This window comes from Streptomyces sp. NBC_00316 (genome assembly GCF_036158715.1).
Classification (GTDB): Bacteria; Actinomycetota; Actinomycetes; order Streptomycetales; family Streptomycetaceae; genus Streptomyces.
In genome coordinates, this window is sequence record NZ_CP108023.1 from 2107500 (window position 1) to 2123026 (window position 15527).

10 protein-coding genes and 1 pseudogene are annotated in these 15527 nt (G+C 70.1%); 7 read left to right on the forward strand and 4 right to left on the reverse strand.

Annotation, left to right across the window (positions count from 1 at the left end):
- The first annotated feature begins 1 nt into the window (after window position 1).
- Window positions 2-3760 (forward strand): S8 family serine peptidase, encoded by a 3759-nt coding sequence (locus OG878_RS09295; protein WP_328886344.1) that lies wholly within the window; start codon window positions 2-4, stop codon window positions 3758-3760.
- 259 nt (window positions 3761-4019) lie between these two features.
- On the opposite strand, the pseudogene OG878_RS09300 reads toward OG878_RS09295, so the two are convergent.
- Window positions 4020-4650: pseudogene (locus OG878_RS09300) on the reverse strand (erythromycin esterase family protein); the annotation flags it as partial.
- Between the two features lie 306 nt (window positions 4651-4956).
- On the opposite strand from OG878_RS09300, the gene OG878_RS09305 reads away from it, so the two are divergent.
- On the forward strand, window positions 4957-7293 hold the full coding sequence (locus OG878_RS09305) for a helicase C-terminal domain-containing protein (protein ID WP_328886345.1): 2337 nt from the start codon (window positions 4957-4959) through the stop codon (window positions 7291-7293).
- Window positions 7294-7315: 22 nt separating this feature from the next.
- Here the strand turns inward: OG878_RS09305 and OG878_RS09310 are convergent, their stop codons facing one another.
- Window positions 7316-7447, reverse strand: a complete 132-nt coding sequence (locus tag OG878_RS09310) for a hypothetical protein (protein WP_443049082.1) — start codon at window positions 7445-7447, stop codon at window positions 7316-7318.
- A 79-nt stretch (window positions 7448-7526) separates the two neighbouring features.
- Between OG878_RS09310 and OG878_RS09315 the strand changes: the two genes are divergently transcribed.
- The gene (locus tag OG878_RS09315; protein WP_328886346.1) at window positions 7527-7712 is read left to right on the forward strand and encodes a DUF397 domain-containing protein; all 186 of its coding nucleotides are present in this window, start codon (window positions 7527-7529) and stop codon (window positions 7710-7712) included.
- Window positions 7713-7976: 264 nt separating this feature from the next.
- A complete protein-coding gene (locus OG878_RS09320) occupies window positions 7977-10397 on the forward strand; it encodes a GTPase-associated protein 1-related protein (protein ID WP_328886347.1) in 2421 nt (806 codons plus the stop codon).
- Window positions 10398-10432: 35 nt separating this feature from the next.
- Here the strand turns inward: OG878_RS09320 and OG878_RS09325 are convergent, their stop codons facing one another.
- The gene (locus tag OG878_RS09325; RefSeq protein ID WP_328886348.1) at window positions 10433-10948 is read right to left on the reverse strand and encodes a hypothetical protein; all 516 of its coding nucleotides are present in this window, start codon (window positions 10946-10948) and stop codon (window positions 10433-10435) included.
- A gap of 195 nt (window positions 10949-11143) precedes the next feature.
- Here OG878_RS09325 and OG878_RS09330 point away from each other — a divergent pair, with 195 nt between their 5' ends.
- From OG878_RS09330 to OG878_RS09340, 3 genes are all read left to right on the forward strand, one after another.
- Complete coding sequence (locus OG878_RS09330; protein WP_328886349.1) at window positions 11144-13525, forward strand: hypothetical protein; 2382 nt, start codon at window positions 11144-11146, stop codon at window positions 13523-13525.
- Between the two features lie 210 nt (window positions 13526-13735).
- Complete coding sequence (locus OG878_RS09335; RefSeq protein ID WP_328886350.1) at window positions 13736-14503, forward strand: SDR family NAD(P)-dependent oxidoreductase; 768 nt, start codon at window positions 13736-13738, stop codon at window positions 14501-14503.
- Window positions 14504-14616: 113 nt separating this feature from the next.
- A complete protein-coding gene (locus OG878_RS09340) occupies window positions 14617-15078 on the forward strand; it encodes a hypothetical protein (protein WP_328886351.1) in 462 nt (153 codons plus the stop codon).
- Window positions 15079-15117: 39 nt separating this feature from the next.
- Here the strand turns inward: OG878_RS09340 and msrB are convergent, their stop codons facing one another.
- On the reverse strand, window positions 15118-15525 hold the full coding sequence (gene msrB, locus OG878_RS09345; RefSeq protein ID WP_030979272.1) for a peptide-methionine (R)-S-oxide reductase MsrB: 408 nt from the start codon (window positions 15523-15525) through the stop codon (window positions 15118-15120).
- Window positions 15526-15527 lie beyond the last annotated feature (2 nt).

Consider the following 15527-nt stretch of genomic DNA (forward strand, 5'->3'; position numbering starts at 1 on the left):
TATGCCCTCCATACCCGCCCGCAGACGGGCGGCGCTGGCTATCGGTGTCGTGCTGGCCGTGTTCACGGCTCAGCAGGCGGTGCCTGCCACCGCAGCACCGGGCACCAACACACCGGACCGGTCCTCCGCCAGCACTGCGACACACCAGCCGACCTCACGTACCGTCACCTTGCTGACCGGCGACAAAGTCACCGTCAACACTGCCGCCGACGGCAGGGTCACCCGTTCCGTACAGGGTGCGGACGGTCAGCTCACCGGCGCCACGACCTACAAGGTCGGCAAGAACACCTACGTATACCCGGACGCCGCCGTTCCGTACCTCGCCGCCGGGAAGCTGGACCGCGAGCTCTTCAACGTCACCAAGCTGCTGGCGGACGGCTACGGGGACGAGCAGAGCAGCAGCCTGCCCCTGATCGTCACCTACACCGACGCTGCCGTCCGCGCGCGGACCCAGGCCGTGCCCTCCGGCGCCTCCAGGACCCTCGCCCTGAGCAGCATTCAGGGCGCGGCGCTGTCGGAGCACCGGACGAAGGCCGCAGACTTCTGGTCCTCGCTCACCGGCGGGACCGCGGCGGCGACTGGTCGCAGCGCAGGGACCAAGCCCCAGCTGCGCAACGGGATCGCGAAGGTCTGGCTGGACGGGAAGGTCAAGGCCGACCTGGCCGACACCACCGCGCAGATCGGCGCACCGCAGGTGTGGGCGGGTGGTGACACCGGACAGGGTGTCGACGTGGCCGTGCTGGACACCGGTGTGGACACCCAGCACCCCGACATCGTCGGCCAGGTGGCCGAAAGCACGAGCTTCGTGCCCGACCAGGACGTCGAGGACCACAACGGTCACGGCACTCACGTCGCCTCGACCATCGCCGGCACCGGCGCCGCCTCCGACGGCAAGGAGAAGGGCGTCGCCCCCGGCGCGCGCCTGCACATCGGCAAGGTGCTGGACAATGACGGCTCCGGCCAGGAGTCCTGGGTGCTGGCGGGCATGGAGTGGGCCGCCCGCGACCAGCACGCCAAGGTCATCAGCATGAGCCTGGGCGCCGGGCCCACCGACGGCCACGACCCGATGAGCGAGGCCGTCAACCAGCTCAGCGCCGAGACCGGCGCGCTGTTCACCATCGCGGCCGGCAACGGCGGCTCGCACACCGTCTCGACGCCCAGCGTCGCCGACGCCGCGCTGTCCGTCGGCGCGGTGGACACCTCCGACCAGCTCGCCGAGTTCTCCAGCACCGGCCCTCGCCAGGGCGACGCCGGGCTGAAGCCGGAGCTGACCGCACCGGGCGTGGACGTGCTGGCGGCCCGCTCGCAGTACGCCGCCGACGGCGAGGGCTACTACCAGACGCTGAGCGGGACCTCGATGGCCACCCCGCATGTGGCCGGCGCCGCCGCGCTGCTCGCCGAGGCCCACCCGGACTGGACCGGACAGCAGCTCAAGGACGGCCTGGTCAGCACCACCAAAAAGACCTCCCAGTACTCGTCGTACGAGGGCGGCAGCGGCCGGCTCGACGTCGCCGCCGCCGTCAAGGGCACGGTGTTCGCCACCGACAGCGTGTACGGCGGCTACCGAACCGCCACCGCGCCGGCCGACGACAAGTCCGACAAGGAGGTGACCTACACCAACACCGGAGACAGTCCGGTCACCCTCGACCTGGCGGTCCAGGTTCCCGGTGCCGCCGCCGGCGCGTTCACCCTGTCGGCGCCTCAGGTCACCGTCCCCGCGCACGGCAGCAGCAAGGTCACCCTCACGACCGAGTTCGGCCTCGTGAAGGCCGACACCATGACCTCGGGGCAGATCCTTGCCACCGATGCGTCCGGTGCGCTGGTCGCCCATACCATCACCGGCGCCTACAAGCAGGCCCCGCGCCACACCCTCACGCTCAACGGCAAGGACCGCAGCGGCCGCCCGATGGCCGGCGATGTGTACCTGATCAGCGACAAGGTCTTCATGGGGCCGCTGCAGCTGGACGACTCGGGCACCGGCACGGTCGAGGTGCCTGCCGGCACCTACCTCGTGAGCCTGGAGAGCGATGTAGAGGGCGCTCACGGGCCGCACTCCAAGGGCAAGGCGATCCTGACTGTTCCCGAGGTGGCCGTCGACCAGGACACCACGGTGGACCTGGACGCCTCCAAGGCCAAGCAGGTCTCCGTCCGGGCCCCGCAGGAGACCACCCTCGCCGAGACCCGCATCGACCTCTACCGGGGGTTCGACAGCGGGAACTGGCTGTCCTTGCAGCGGTGGCCCAACAGCGGGTACGACAGCGTCTGGGCCCTGCCCACCAAGCCGGTCACCACGGGCACCTTCGGGTTCGGCGGTAACTGGCGCCTGACAGAGCCGGCCCTGAAGGTCGTGTCCGGCACGCGCAACTTCGACGACCTGATCGTCGCGCGCGGAAAGACCCCGCTCCAGGAGGGCACGCGCCAGTACACGGCCGTCTATGCCGGGGAGGGCGGCGCCGCCGCCTACGCCGGTATCGACGCCGTGGGCAAGGCCGTCGTGGTCCGGCGCAGCGATGCAGTCGGGCCGGCCGAGCAGGCCGAGCAGGCAGCCAAGGCCGGAGCGAAGGTGCTGCTCGTCGTCAACGACGGTGACGGACGCCTGGACCCGTGGGGCACCGACCTGGACAATCCCTGGGCCGAGACCGGGAACCCGCCGCCCCTGACGGTGGCCTCGCTGACCGCGGACGAGGGCGACGAGCTGATCGCCCGGATCCAGAAGGGCGGGAGCACGGCGCTCAAGGTGACCTCCCACCCGACCACGGACTACCTCTACGACATCAGCCACCACGAGGCCGTCATCCCGGCGGACCCGACCTACCGGCCGCAGAGCGGTGACCTCAACCGGGTGGATGTCTCCTTCCGCAACAACCGGCCTGCGCGGGGCATGGAGTTCCGTTCCGCCGTGTGGCTGGGCTTCTCCGGAGCCAACCTGTTGCCCACCCCCGCCCAGGCCGAGCGCACCGACTGGGTGTCGCGCGACACGGACTGGGTGGAAGAGGCCGATGTCAATCAGCAGCTTCAGATCAGCAGTGACTCCGTGAAGCGGTACCCGACCGGCACGACCTCCCACCTGGAGTACTTCGGGCCGATCCAGCGTCCCCGGTCGAACGCCAACTACGTGCCTGTGCGTGTGGGCGACGATGTCCTGGCAGTGATCCCGGGCTGGGCCGACTCCGGATCCGGACACGTCGGCAGGACCCTCAACAACACCGGTGTGCGTAACAGTGTGCAGATGTACCAGGGCGACCTCATGCTCAGGTACTCCACGACCGACACCATCGGCAGCCCTCGGTACCCCCTCACGCTGGACAGTCCCGACAAGCAGTCCTACCGCCTGGTCTCGGAGAACATGCGGGGCTTCTGGGACAACGACTACTCGGTCACGACCAGGACCGAGTGGGGCTTCACCTCCCAGCGGCCCGACCCCGGTACCTACGCTGTTCTGCCGCTGATCCAGCTCGACTACGCGGTCGAGGGTATGAACGCCGCCGGCAAGACAGGCCGGCGAGCCGCTATCACCGTCACGCCCTCGCACCTTCCGGGCGGCCCCAGCTCCGACACCATCAAAACGGTGAACGTGGACGTCTCCTACGATGACGGCGTCACGTGGCAGCACCCGGCCCTGACCCACACCGCCCAGGGCTGGAGCACCCAGCTGAACGCCCCCGCCAAGGCGCGGTACGTGACGCTGCGCACCAGCGCCGGCGACACCGAGGGCAACACTGTCAAGCAGAACATCACCCGGGCCTTCGGCCTGAAGTGAGTGTCCACCCGGTCAGCTCTCGCTGACTGGCACGGGGGCGGGGCCGCATCCAGCGGCCTCGCCCCCTCTTCGTTGCCGTTGCGGAGAGACCGAACACTCGCGCCGGTCCGCCAGGCCGCGACAACACCCCGGAGTCACCGCGACCTCGATGCGGTGCGCCGGGGGCGGCCGGCGCTCAACAGTCGTATTCGCCGTTGACGGCCGGGGAGCCTGCCGCGCCTCCGAAGCGCCCCTACAGGCCGGACTGCTGATGGTGACGCTAGCCCTGCGGGACATCCTTGACGAACACGATGCCGTCGCTGTCCGCCAGGTGGGCCGGGTCAAGCGGGGAGTAGCCGAACCAGGGGATACGCGGGGCGCGGGCCGCGTATCGCCGAGGGCGGCGGCCAGCCGCAGGGCGTCGATGACGCAGCGGTCCTCCGGGAGCGCGTACAGGAGTCCTTCGACGGTGTCCGGCGGCGGCGTGTCCACCCCTGGTGCCGGATCGTGCCGAGGGCCGTGGCCACGAAGGCGTACCCCTTGCCGAGCTGGGCGCTCACCAGCGCACCGGCGCTCCACCACTCCAGCGGCATCCCGCCCATCCGCATCGTGCTCTTCTCCCGCTGGAGATGGGAGTTGTGGGCGTGGATGAGTGCCGGGCCACGGGTGGCGACGGCGAAGAGGTTGTGGACCATCATCTGGTCCCGCACGCCCACCAGCCGGGTCATGCGGGCCGGTGAGGTGGCGGCCATCCAGTAGTGGTAGCGCAGCAGACCGAGGGCGGTGCGCCCGTACACTCGCGCCCGGTCCCAGTCGTCCCGCGAGCTCGCCGTGATCAGGTGCGGCATCTGCGCGTCGAGCAGCGCCACCAGATCGTCGGCGAGCAGCCGCAGTTGGTCGGCCTGGGCCGATCAATACAGTCGAAGTCCGTCATCACGCCGTCATGTTTGTCAAGCAGATCTGGGCAGGTCTCTCACCACCGTTAGGATTCTTACGGCGAACGGGTGTTGCCCCTTGGCGCGAGGCGGGCATCGGCCCTCTCCGCCGACAGCGCCCGGTCGGCACGTCCCATCGGCCAGATCCGAGCAGGTGAACTTCCCATGGGCGACGCCTTTGGTTCCAACAGCCCCCTGCACCTCGTTGGTCCTCGTGCGTCTCGCAGACCGGTTGCCCCGGACAGTGACGACGGGCCGGACGGGTCCGATCCGGTCGGATGGTTGCGGAGTCTGGGGGCTCAGCAGCTGCGACGACTCCTCGATGCACGACCCGACGCAGCGGTGGCACCGGACCCGCGGTCGCTCGGCGAGCTCGCGGAGCGCCTTCAGCGGATCGGGTCGGTGGTGGATAGCCTGAACAAGCTGCCGCTCCCTTGTCTGCAGCTGGCCCAGGCGCTTGCGGCCCTGCCGCAGCCGGCCTCCCGCACGGCCTTGGAGACGCTGCTCGGCACGGACGCCCAGGGCATCTCCGCCGCGCTGGACACCCTCACCGCCCATGCCCTCGTCTGGCCGGACCTGGCAGGCCGACTGCATATGACTCCGGCGCTGCGGGGCGCGTGGGAGTCCCCGCTCGGTCTCGGTCAGGGCGTGGCCGAGCTGTTGGCCGCTGTCCCGTCGGCAGAGCTCGGTAAGACCGCCGCCAGGCTGGGACTCAAGCCCGGTACTCGGCGGCAGGACCGTCTCGACGCAATCGTGGCGCATCACCAGGACCCGCACACCATGCTTGACCTTCTGGCCTCGGCGCCGCCGGATGCCCGCGAGGCGCTGACCCGGTTCCTCGACCCAGAGGAGTATCACGGAGCCGGCCGGTCGGGGACCGGCGAACGCTGGCTGCTGGAGCGGGCGTTGATTGTGATGGACCAACGGGGGTACGGCCCCGTTCACGTGCCCGCCGAAGTGAGAATCGCGCAGTACGGTCCGGACTGGCACGCCTCGTTCGACCCGCAGCCGCCGAAACCGGCCCTTGCAGCGGTTACCGAAGGCGAGATCGAGCGTGAGGCCGCAGCCGCGAGCACCTCCTTCGCCGGCCAGGCCGCGGTACTTCTCGCCCGGTGCGCGGAGCGCCCTGTGGCGGCCCTCAAGTCCGGAGGCGTCGGCGCACGTGAACTGGCCCGTCTGGGCAAGGACAGCGGGTCCGAGGAAGCGGTGGTGCGGCTGGTGCTGGAGTGTGCGTACGCGGCCGGCCTGGTCGAGTACGAGGGCACGGTCCTGGCCGTGACCGATGCGTATGACGTGTGGGCCTCATGGGAGCCCGCGGAACGGTTCGTCCTGCTGCTGCGTGCCTGGTGGCCGCTCGGACTCACCCCGACCGGATCCCGCGACGAGGACGGCAAGGCGCTGCCCGCGGTACGCCGGGCGGCACACTGTACCGGGTGTGAGACGGCACGGCAGGGAGTGCTGAACGCCGCGGCCTCCCTTCCGTCCGGCCATGGCGCGCGGGCGGTCGCCGACCTCGGCTCGTCGGTATCGTGGTTCCGTCCGCTCGCCGACGAACTCCCTGATGATGCGTCCCCGTTTGCCTCGGTGACCCGGGAGACCGAACTGCTGGGGATCGTCGCCCGGGGCGCGCTGACCTCGCTGGGCACGGCCCTGCTGGGCCAGGATCCGGCAGCCCTTCGCGACCACGCCCGGCGGCTGCTGCCCGACGCAACCGACCGCGCCCGCATCGGCGCCGACCTCACCGCCGTGGTGACCGGCACTCCGACTGCCCGGCTGGCCACACTCCTGGACTCCCTTGCCGACCGGGAATCCCGGTCGGCCGCCTCGGTCTGGCGGTTCAGCCCTGCATCGCTGCGCCGAGCGCTGGACGCGGGTCACACCCCTGACCGGATCGAGGCAGATCTCCGCGAGGTGACGGACGCCGCTCTGCCCCAGGCACTGAGCTACCTGATCACCGACGCAGCCCGATGCCACGGCCGCATCCGACTCGCCCCGGCCGCCTGTGTCCTGGTCAGCGAGGACACAGCACTGCTCGTCGAGGTGGCCGCACATCGCGAGCTGACCCATCTGGGGCTGCGTTCCGTCGCCTCGACCGTGCTTCTGTGCAGTGCGGAGCCCGACGCAGCACTGGCAGCCCTGCGCGCTGCCGGGTACTCGCCGGTGGCAACGGCCGACGACGGGTCCGTTCGGGTGGAGCGGCCGGGCCGGCGGCGCGTGTCCCAGCCCGCCGCCGCGACCGACAGCCCCACCGTGCCTGCAGCCCGCAGAAGGCCGCCGGACGCGGGCCGGACCGCCGATCTGGCGGCCCGGCTGCTGGCGGCCCCCGACCATGAGCCGCAGCCGTGCCCCGGTAAGGGAGTCCCTTACGGGACGGACACCGAGGAGATCCTGGACGGCAGTACCGATGCGCTGCCCCTGGCCGACGTGCGCCAGCTCGCGTACGCCATCGACGAGGGCGAGCCCATCACCATCGAGTACATCGCGGCGTCCGGGGGCCGGACCGTCCGCACCGTGAGCGAACTCGACTTCGATCCGCCCTATCTCTACGGCTACTGCCATCTGCGCCAGGACAACCGGGTATTCACCCTCTCCCGCATCCAGGCCGTCCTGCCGGCCTGAGTGCAGAACGCCGCCGCCTCGGTCAGTACAGCAGGTCCAGTTCGGCGCGGACCGTCTTGCCGGGCTGCACGCGGCCCAGCACCCCCCACCGGGCGGCCAGCGCCTCGACCAGGATCAGCCCGTGTCCGTTGCCGGAACCGGGCGGTGGCGCCACCAGCTCCCCCGGCCCCGGCGCGCGCCGCTCTCTCCCTGGAGGACTCGATGAGCCTGCTGGAGCGGATGCAAGGAGCAGCATGAGCACCACAGACCTGGCCTGGTTCAAGAGCAGCTACAGCAGCGGGTCGGGCGACCCCTGCGTAGAGGTGGCCACCTCCCCCGACACCGTCCACGTCCGGGACTCTAAGATCGAAGAGGGCCCCCAGCTCGCCCTCTCCCCCGCCGCCTGGAACGGCTTCGTCGCGTACGCCGTCCAGCGCTGACCACGTACCGGAGTTGAGCGCACCAGTCGGGCCGACGCGAGAGATGCCGCCGGACTGAACGTCTCCGCGCACGTTACCCAGATCACGTTTCGGCAGCATGCCTGCGGTCCCGCCGCACCTTGATAGCGTCGCTCCCACGATTACGGACCGCTCCCCGCCGGGGTCGTCGCCGTGCCCGTACGGCCGGCCTCTGACGACGGCCGACGAGGGCGGGGCGTGCTGACACACGGGGTCCTATGCGGCAAGGACGAAGAGGGCCGACGCATGAGCCTCGCGCAGTTGCACTACACCTCTGCCTCTGCTGGGGACGACGGGGTCGGCGCACGGTTCACTGCGGTCGGTGGCGGCATACCCACACCGGTGCTGACCGAGGCGGAGAAGCTGCTCGGTTACGAGCCTCCGGCCGAGGCTCCGTATCGTCCAACGAACGCCGAACTCTGGTTCTTTCCCGAGACGTTCAGCTTCAGCGCGCTCTCCGACGGCAGCCATCTGCTGAGCCGCACCGTGGCACTCGGAGGTTCCGGCGCCGGTCACTTCCACGCGCATGCGGTGCATCTTCCGGCCGGCACGCGCCTGCCGGGCGACGCGCTCCCCATCACGGCGTGGCGGTCGCCGAGCTGGGCATCGACCACGCCCGACGGCGGTACACCCGACCGCATATCGGCCCTCCCCGCCTCTGCCGCCTTCGGGCAGGAGGCGCTCAACGACTTCGCGGTCTCCCGCAGCCCCTGGCTCGCGACGGTCTTCGCCGATCTGCGCCGGGTGAGCGAGAAACCGTCGTCGGCGCAGATCGTCCTCGTGGAGCGGCAGAGCGCGGACGTGGCCCGGTGGATCGCGCTGGCCGGAGCCGTACTCCCGCCGGAGGACGCACACCGGCTGACGTTCACCACGTACACCCGCCGCCCGGCGCACTCCCCGCACCAGGTGATCGGCGTAATGCCGGATGACGCACACGAGCTGACCGGCCCGGGCTTCCGTGTCCACGCATGCGCCGGCCGCGCTCCGGAGGGGCCGGTGGACGATGCCTGGGCGGAGACGGTGGCCCGGATCTGGCGCAGCCGCGCACCGGAACTGTTCCGGGCAGCTGCCGGGCTGCCCGGCGAACCCTTCGCCGCCGGACCGCTCGCCTTCACCGCACTGCACGCGGGCATCGAGCTCGGCCCCAACGGGCGTGCAGCGGCCGCCGATTGGGCTGCCGAGAGGCCGTACGCGCTGGACGAGCAGCAGGCGCACCGGCTGACCACCGCGCTCGCAGCACCGGCCGACGACCGTACCGCCGCCGAGTCGGCGTCGGTCGCCCGGCTGCTGGCGGCGCTCGAAGGACGTGCCCCTGCCACCGCCACGGCACCGCTCGCCGCACTACTGGTGACGGAGGCGGTGCGGCGCAGCGACATCGTGCTCGCGCTCCCGCCACGCTCGGCGTTCGCCGAACCCGCCGCCGTGAAGCAGCTGGCCTCGGATCTCGGTCCGGCCCTGCTCGCCGAGCTCACCTCGGAAACGACGGAATCCACGGTCGGGGAGACCATCGGGCGCCAGGTGCAGCTGCTCCGGATCGCCCGGCTGCTCGACATGGATCTGACGGACCAACTTCCTTCCGTCGCCCGGCACATGGCTCAGACTCTGCTTGCTGCTCCGGCGCCGGACAGCGGCCACGCACTGCTCGATCTCCTGGACGAGCAGTTCGACGTCCGCACGGCACTCCTCGGCGAACTCGACCAACTCGCCCTGACCGCCCCCTCCGCCGCCGAAGAACTCCTCACCCGCGTCGCCCTCCCCTTCACCGGCGCGCAGGCACTGCCGCATCTGCGGATGTGCGCCGAGGCGCCCCGCGCGAAAGAGCAGGGCTCCGACCGCATCATGGCACTGCACACGGTGCTGCGCGCCGCCGGGTTCTCGCCCTTCGCCGAGCCGCTGGTACTGCGTACCGCCGTCGGGCTGATCTGGGGCGATGCCACCCCGACGGCGGGCGAGGCGCGGCTCCTCCTCGGCGAGTCCGGCTCCGACTCCCACCGGACGGCCGGTACGTGGTCACACCTCGTCGCCGCCGCACTCTCCGCGCCTTCCGACGACGCGGAGGCCACCGAACTCGCCCACGATCTACTGCGCTGCTTCCCCCAGGAGATCGATGCACGAGGCCGCGGTGCACTGCAGCTGCTGGAGTTCGCCCGCGACATCAGGTCCGGCGAGTCGGCGCCCGGCTGGCCCGACCGAGCAAAGGCTCTGCGCGCCCGCGCAGAGCCGGTGGAACCCACTGTGCTGGAGCACGCCTACGGCACCCTTGCGCACAGCCTGCTCGCACCGGACCGCCCTGAGGCGGAGCTGTACGCATTCGTGCACAGCGACGACCCGGATCTGATCGCGGCCTACGGCAGGGCCGCCCGACACGACACCGTCCTGGCCCGACTGCGGGCCGAACCGGCGTACGTGGCCGACTGTTTCACGGTCTGGACCTCCCACCCGCACGCGGGCCGGGCCTGGAGCGAAACCCGGGCCGCACTGCTGGAGGAGGTGCTGCGTCCCGTGGTGCGCGACCTGTCCGGCAGCGAGATCGCGGCGGTGGAGAAGGCCGCCGAACGCACGGGCAGCAGCCGCACGGCGGAGGCGTTCCGGGCCTGGCGCCGCCGGCCAGGCACCCTCGGCAGGCGACTGGGAAGCCGGCTGGCGGCACGGGTGCGACGGTTCTAGCCGGGTCCAGGCCTCGCTCGCTGCGGATCCCCCGGCTACCCCTCGTCGTCCTCGTCGGAGTCGCCCAGCACGTAGGAGAGGTGCTGGACGATGGGGTTGCCCAGCTCGTCTTCGGTGGTGAACAGTCCGTGCACGGCGCCCATCGGATAGATGGCCTCCTCCGTGTCCTCTCCGGGCAACCCCACGCAGGGGTCGTCGATGACCCCTGACGGATCCGCCTCCCCGAACAGGGACGGCAGTTCGGCGCCCTCCACGGCGAACGGCTCGAACTTCCACACCGCTCCCTGGGTGCGGCAGACCACTTCCCCGATGTACCAGCACGCCCCCTGAAGAAATGCGTCGCGTCGCGCGGCGAGGGTCTCAGCGTCGTCGTCGTACCGGCTGCGGATGAGATCTTCCAGCGCGTCCAGGGACTGGGGGGAGAAGTCCCATGCCTCGGGGGTGCTGTTGGCCTCGGCCCAGTGCTCAAAGCTCTGGGCGCGTTCGGTCAGCCACGCCGACAGGTCGGGGTGGGGCTGCGGGTCGATGCTGTGGTCTGCGCGATCAGCCATGCCGCCCACTGTAGACAGCCACTCGGACAGTGAAATGAACTGTCCTTCCTGTCACGCCAGTTGACATGCCGAACCTCAACAACCCGTTGTATCAGCCAGCACATGAAGCTCTAGGGTGTGGGGCTGGACGGTGGCAAGCACGGGGGCCCCACCGTCCGACTCCATGTCCCATGAGCCCCCCACAGGGACAGACACGTGAGTACCTCCATACGATCACGCTTACGGCTCCGGCTGGCCGCCTGCTTCGCCACGGCAGCCGCAGCCGGACTCATCGTCACCGGCCTGCCCGCCCTACAGGGCACGGCCGACGCCGCACCAGGCAAGATCCGCTGCGACGAGAAGTTCCTCGGCCGCAAATACAACATGGACGAGGCCCGCGGCATCCAGGGCAAGAACACCCCTTACAGCCAGAACCCCGAGAACACCTGGGGCGACTACTTCTTCGACAACCCCTCCCACGCCTTCGATGGGATGCCCACGCCGGACCAGGCCAAGCTGAACACCGCCGGCAAGACCGACGCGGACGTCCAGAAGTGGAAGAAGAAGTACGCCCAGACCGGTGACCCGCAGTACCGGGCCCTGGAGATCTACGCCCGCTTCCACAAGCAGCTCATCGGCAACGGCCCGCGGAAGATGAAGGACTTCCGCCTCTGGATCGACCAGAGGGTCATCGGCAACGAGGCCAACCAGCGCAAGGGCGACGGCTTCGAATCCCGCGTCGTCAAGCAGTTCAAGCTCGTCGGACCGGACTGGATCTGCCAGAAGGAAGTGCCGGTCTTCGACAAGAACGGCAAGGCGGTCATCAACCCCAGGACCGGCGAGCAGGCGGTCCGCAAGTACGACGCCTACAACGCCAAGACCAAAGAGTTCGTCGAGTTCAAGTCCAACGGCAAGCACATCGCCGAACAGCTCCGCTGGGACAAGCACGTCCTGCGCAACAAGGAGTACGCCGACCACAAACTCCGCCTGATCACCGGCGACGAGACCACCGGCAACACCAAACGCCAGTACGCGTCCTTGAACCGGCAGCTCCAGAGCGAACGCGGCACGAACCTTCCCCAGGCCACCATCCGCGAGCAGCGTGCCAACGGCCATGCCCGCTGGAAGCCGAACAAGTACACCCGCTACGACAAGGTCTTCAACCCCGACCCGCGCCGCGCCGGCTCCTACGGCCCGCTGCACGACGACGTGTGGCGCTCGGCGAAGACCCCTGAGCAGGCACGCAAGCTCCAGCACCAGTACAACCAGGTCAACACCCGTGGCGGCTTCGGACGGCCCGGGGGCATCGACTTCTCCACCCTGGAGCTTCAGTACGTCGGCAACCCGACCAAGGGCAAGGGTCTCGACTACTCCTTCAAGGCCGACATGGTCGAGGACGAGGACAAGAACCCCGGCTGGGGCGGTGAGCAGCGCCTCCAGCTCTCCTCCGATGCGATGTTCGCCTGGCTCGCGCTGACGCCGGACAAGTTCTGGGTCAACCTCAACCCGGACCAGCCCGACAAGATCATGGACAAGACGTTCGGGAAGACCGACGCCGGACGTGTCCTGCTTCAGGCCGACCTGGAGATGAAGCACGACTACGCGCGCGACATGGACCCGCGCAGCGGCATCGGCAAGCAGTACTGGGATGCCATGACGGCCGCGAACATCCCCTGCGGGCACCAGATCCGGCTGTGGATCGTTCCCAGGACCGCCAAGGTCCGCGCCGACAACAACGGCCTGTACATCCTGGATGCGCCACTGAAGGTCAACGCCGAACCCCAGAAGGTCAACTACCCCAGCCCCAACGGCAAGTGCGACCTGACCGAGGCCCAGATCGACACCTCACAGCGCCTGGTCGAGCAGTACGTGATCCCCGATGTCGAGAAGAAGGTCAACAGCGGGAGCGCGTACGCCGACCTGCGCCGCGTCTACAACGCCCGCGTCGCGGCCGAGTACGTCCGCACCCAGGACAAGGACCACGTCACCGACTTCCGGCCGATCATCAACAGCAACGACGTGGCCCGGTGGCCGCTGCGGGGCAAGGCCAGGACCTGGACCCCGAAGCAGACGTGGGACGACTACATGAAGTCGTACACGCAGGGCGACTACAGCTACCCCTGCCAGGTCGACGGCCAGAACAAGACCTGCATCATGGGCGGCGTCGACTTCTCCAAGGCCCCGAAGCGCAACATCTCCAAGGTGGAGTTCAACCTCCAGCACCCCAGAACGGACACCACCACCAAGACCTCCAGGACCACCACGGTCACCTACCGCAACAGCAACACCGTCATGTTCGGCGGCTCCAGCTCCGGCCAGGTCGACAACGGCGGCGGGGGCAACACCCCGGGCCCGAAGCCGACCGACACGGGCAAACCCACCAGCAGGCCGACCCACACGCCCACCACCCCGGCACCGGAACCTTCCGACAGCCACACCCCCGCCCCCACCGGCGCTCCGAAGGACCCGGACGGCGACCTCGCCGACACCGGCTCCGACACCCCCATCGGTCCGATCGCCTCCCTCGCCGCGGCACTCGCCGTCGGCGGAGCGGGCCTGACCTGGTGGATGCGCCGCCGTAGGGCCGCCGGCAGCTGACGGTCGCACCCCACGCCGGACGCGCACAGCAGAGGCCCCGACCCCTCCGTCCAGGAGTGGTCGGGGCCTTTCTCCTGGCCGGCTCAGTGGTGTCGGCAGCTGTCCGGTCACGGTTGGTGGTCGACGGTGCGCCATCTCTGTGAGGGCCGATCGTGGAGCCCGGGCCCAATTCGGTTGGCAGCAGCGCGCTCATGCCGTGAACTTCAGCCCATGACATTCACAACTGAGGTGCGACGCACGGCGATTGTCACCGGCGCGGCACGCGGCATCGGTGCCGCGGTGGCCAGGCAGCTGGCCCGTGACGGCCTGGCGGTCGGCGTGATCGACCTGGACGAGGCGGACTGCGCAGGGACGGTGGAGGCCATCAGGAGCGACGGCGGGTCGGCGGTGGCGGTCGCCGCCGATGTCGCGGACGAGGCCGCGGTGACCGCCGCCGTCGCCCGGGTCACCACCGAGCTGGGTCCACCGACAGTGCTGGTCAACAACGCCGGTGTCGGTCCCCGCGCCGACCTCGTGGAGATGTCCACGGAGCAGTGGGACACGGTCCTGGGCATCAATCTGCGCGGCCCGTTCCTCGCCACCCGGGCCGTCTGTCCGCACATGGTCACGGCCGGCTGGGGCCGGATCGTCACCATGTCGAGCATCTCCGCGGTCGGCGACGCCGCCCGCGTCGACTACGGCAGCGCGAAGGCCGGCCTGATCGGATTCACCAAGTCGCTCGCCCTGCAGCTCGGCCGGCACGGCATCACCGCCAACGCCATCGCCCCGGGGTTCGTGGTGAGCGACATGACCAGGGCCTCGGCCCGTCGGCTCGGCCTCGGCTTCGACGAGTTCCGGCGCGACGCGGCGCGGTCCATCCCGGTCGGGCGAGTGGGTCAGCCGGAGGACATCGCCCATACGGCGTCCTACCTGGTGAGCCCCGGAGCAGGGTTCGTCTCAGGCCAGGTCATCTATGTGGCGGGCGGGCCGGTGGACTGAGCCGGCCGGAGGCGTGGCGCAGACCGCCCGGTGCGACCGGTACCGTGGACCGGTACCGATCTCGTGGACCTCCTGGCGGGCTGCGTGACCCCGTAGGAACGGATGAGGAACCCATGACGACGAACCGCGGACGCAAGGACGTCATCCGCGACCGGATGGCCGCCACCGGCGAGTCGTACAACGTCGCCGCGCGCAATCTGAAGGCGATGAAGGACATGGGCGCCACCCGTGAGGCCGTCCTCACGCAGCGCTGGCGCCCGGCGGACTCGCTCGACGTGCCGTGCCCCTGTGGTGGGACCTGCGAGCCCGGCGAGACGTGCGAGCGCTGTCACGCCCGGCACCGGCATGTGGCGCGCTATCCCGGCAGCGTCACCGATGTGGAGACGTGGGCGGACCGGTACGACTGCCTGGGCTGCTCGTCCTCGTACACGCTGACCGTCGTCCTGCCCGGCCGCCCGTGGGGCGTCGCCGAGACGGTGGTGCAGGGCGGGTCCGCGGAGCCGGTGGTCAGGGCCCGGGTCTTCCCCGGCGTGGCCCACCCGCTGCTGCGCCCGGAGAACCCCGAGGCCGACTGACCGGCTGCGGGCGGACGTATCCCGCAGCCGGCCGTCGCGTCAGCTCTCGTCCGGCGCCAGGCGCAGCGAGATCGAGTTGATGCAGTACCGCTGGTCCGTCGGCGTCGGGTAGCCCTCGCCCTCGAAGACGTGTCCCAGGTGCGAGCCGCAGCGCGCGCAGCGCACCTCGGTGCGGACCATGCCGAGGCTGCGGTCCTGGATCAGTTCGACCGCGTCCGTGTCCTTCGGGTCGTAGAAGGACGGCCAGCCGCAGTGCGACTCGAACTTCGTGTCCGAGCGGAACAGCTCGGCGCCGCAGGCCCGGCAGGAGTAGACGCCGGCCGTCTTGGTGTCGGTGTACTCACCGACGAAGGCCGGTTCGGTGCCGGCCTGGCGCAGGACCGCGTACTCGGCGGGCGTCAGCTCCGCCCGCCATTCCTCGTCCGGCTTCTCGATGTCGTACGACACGG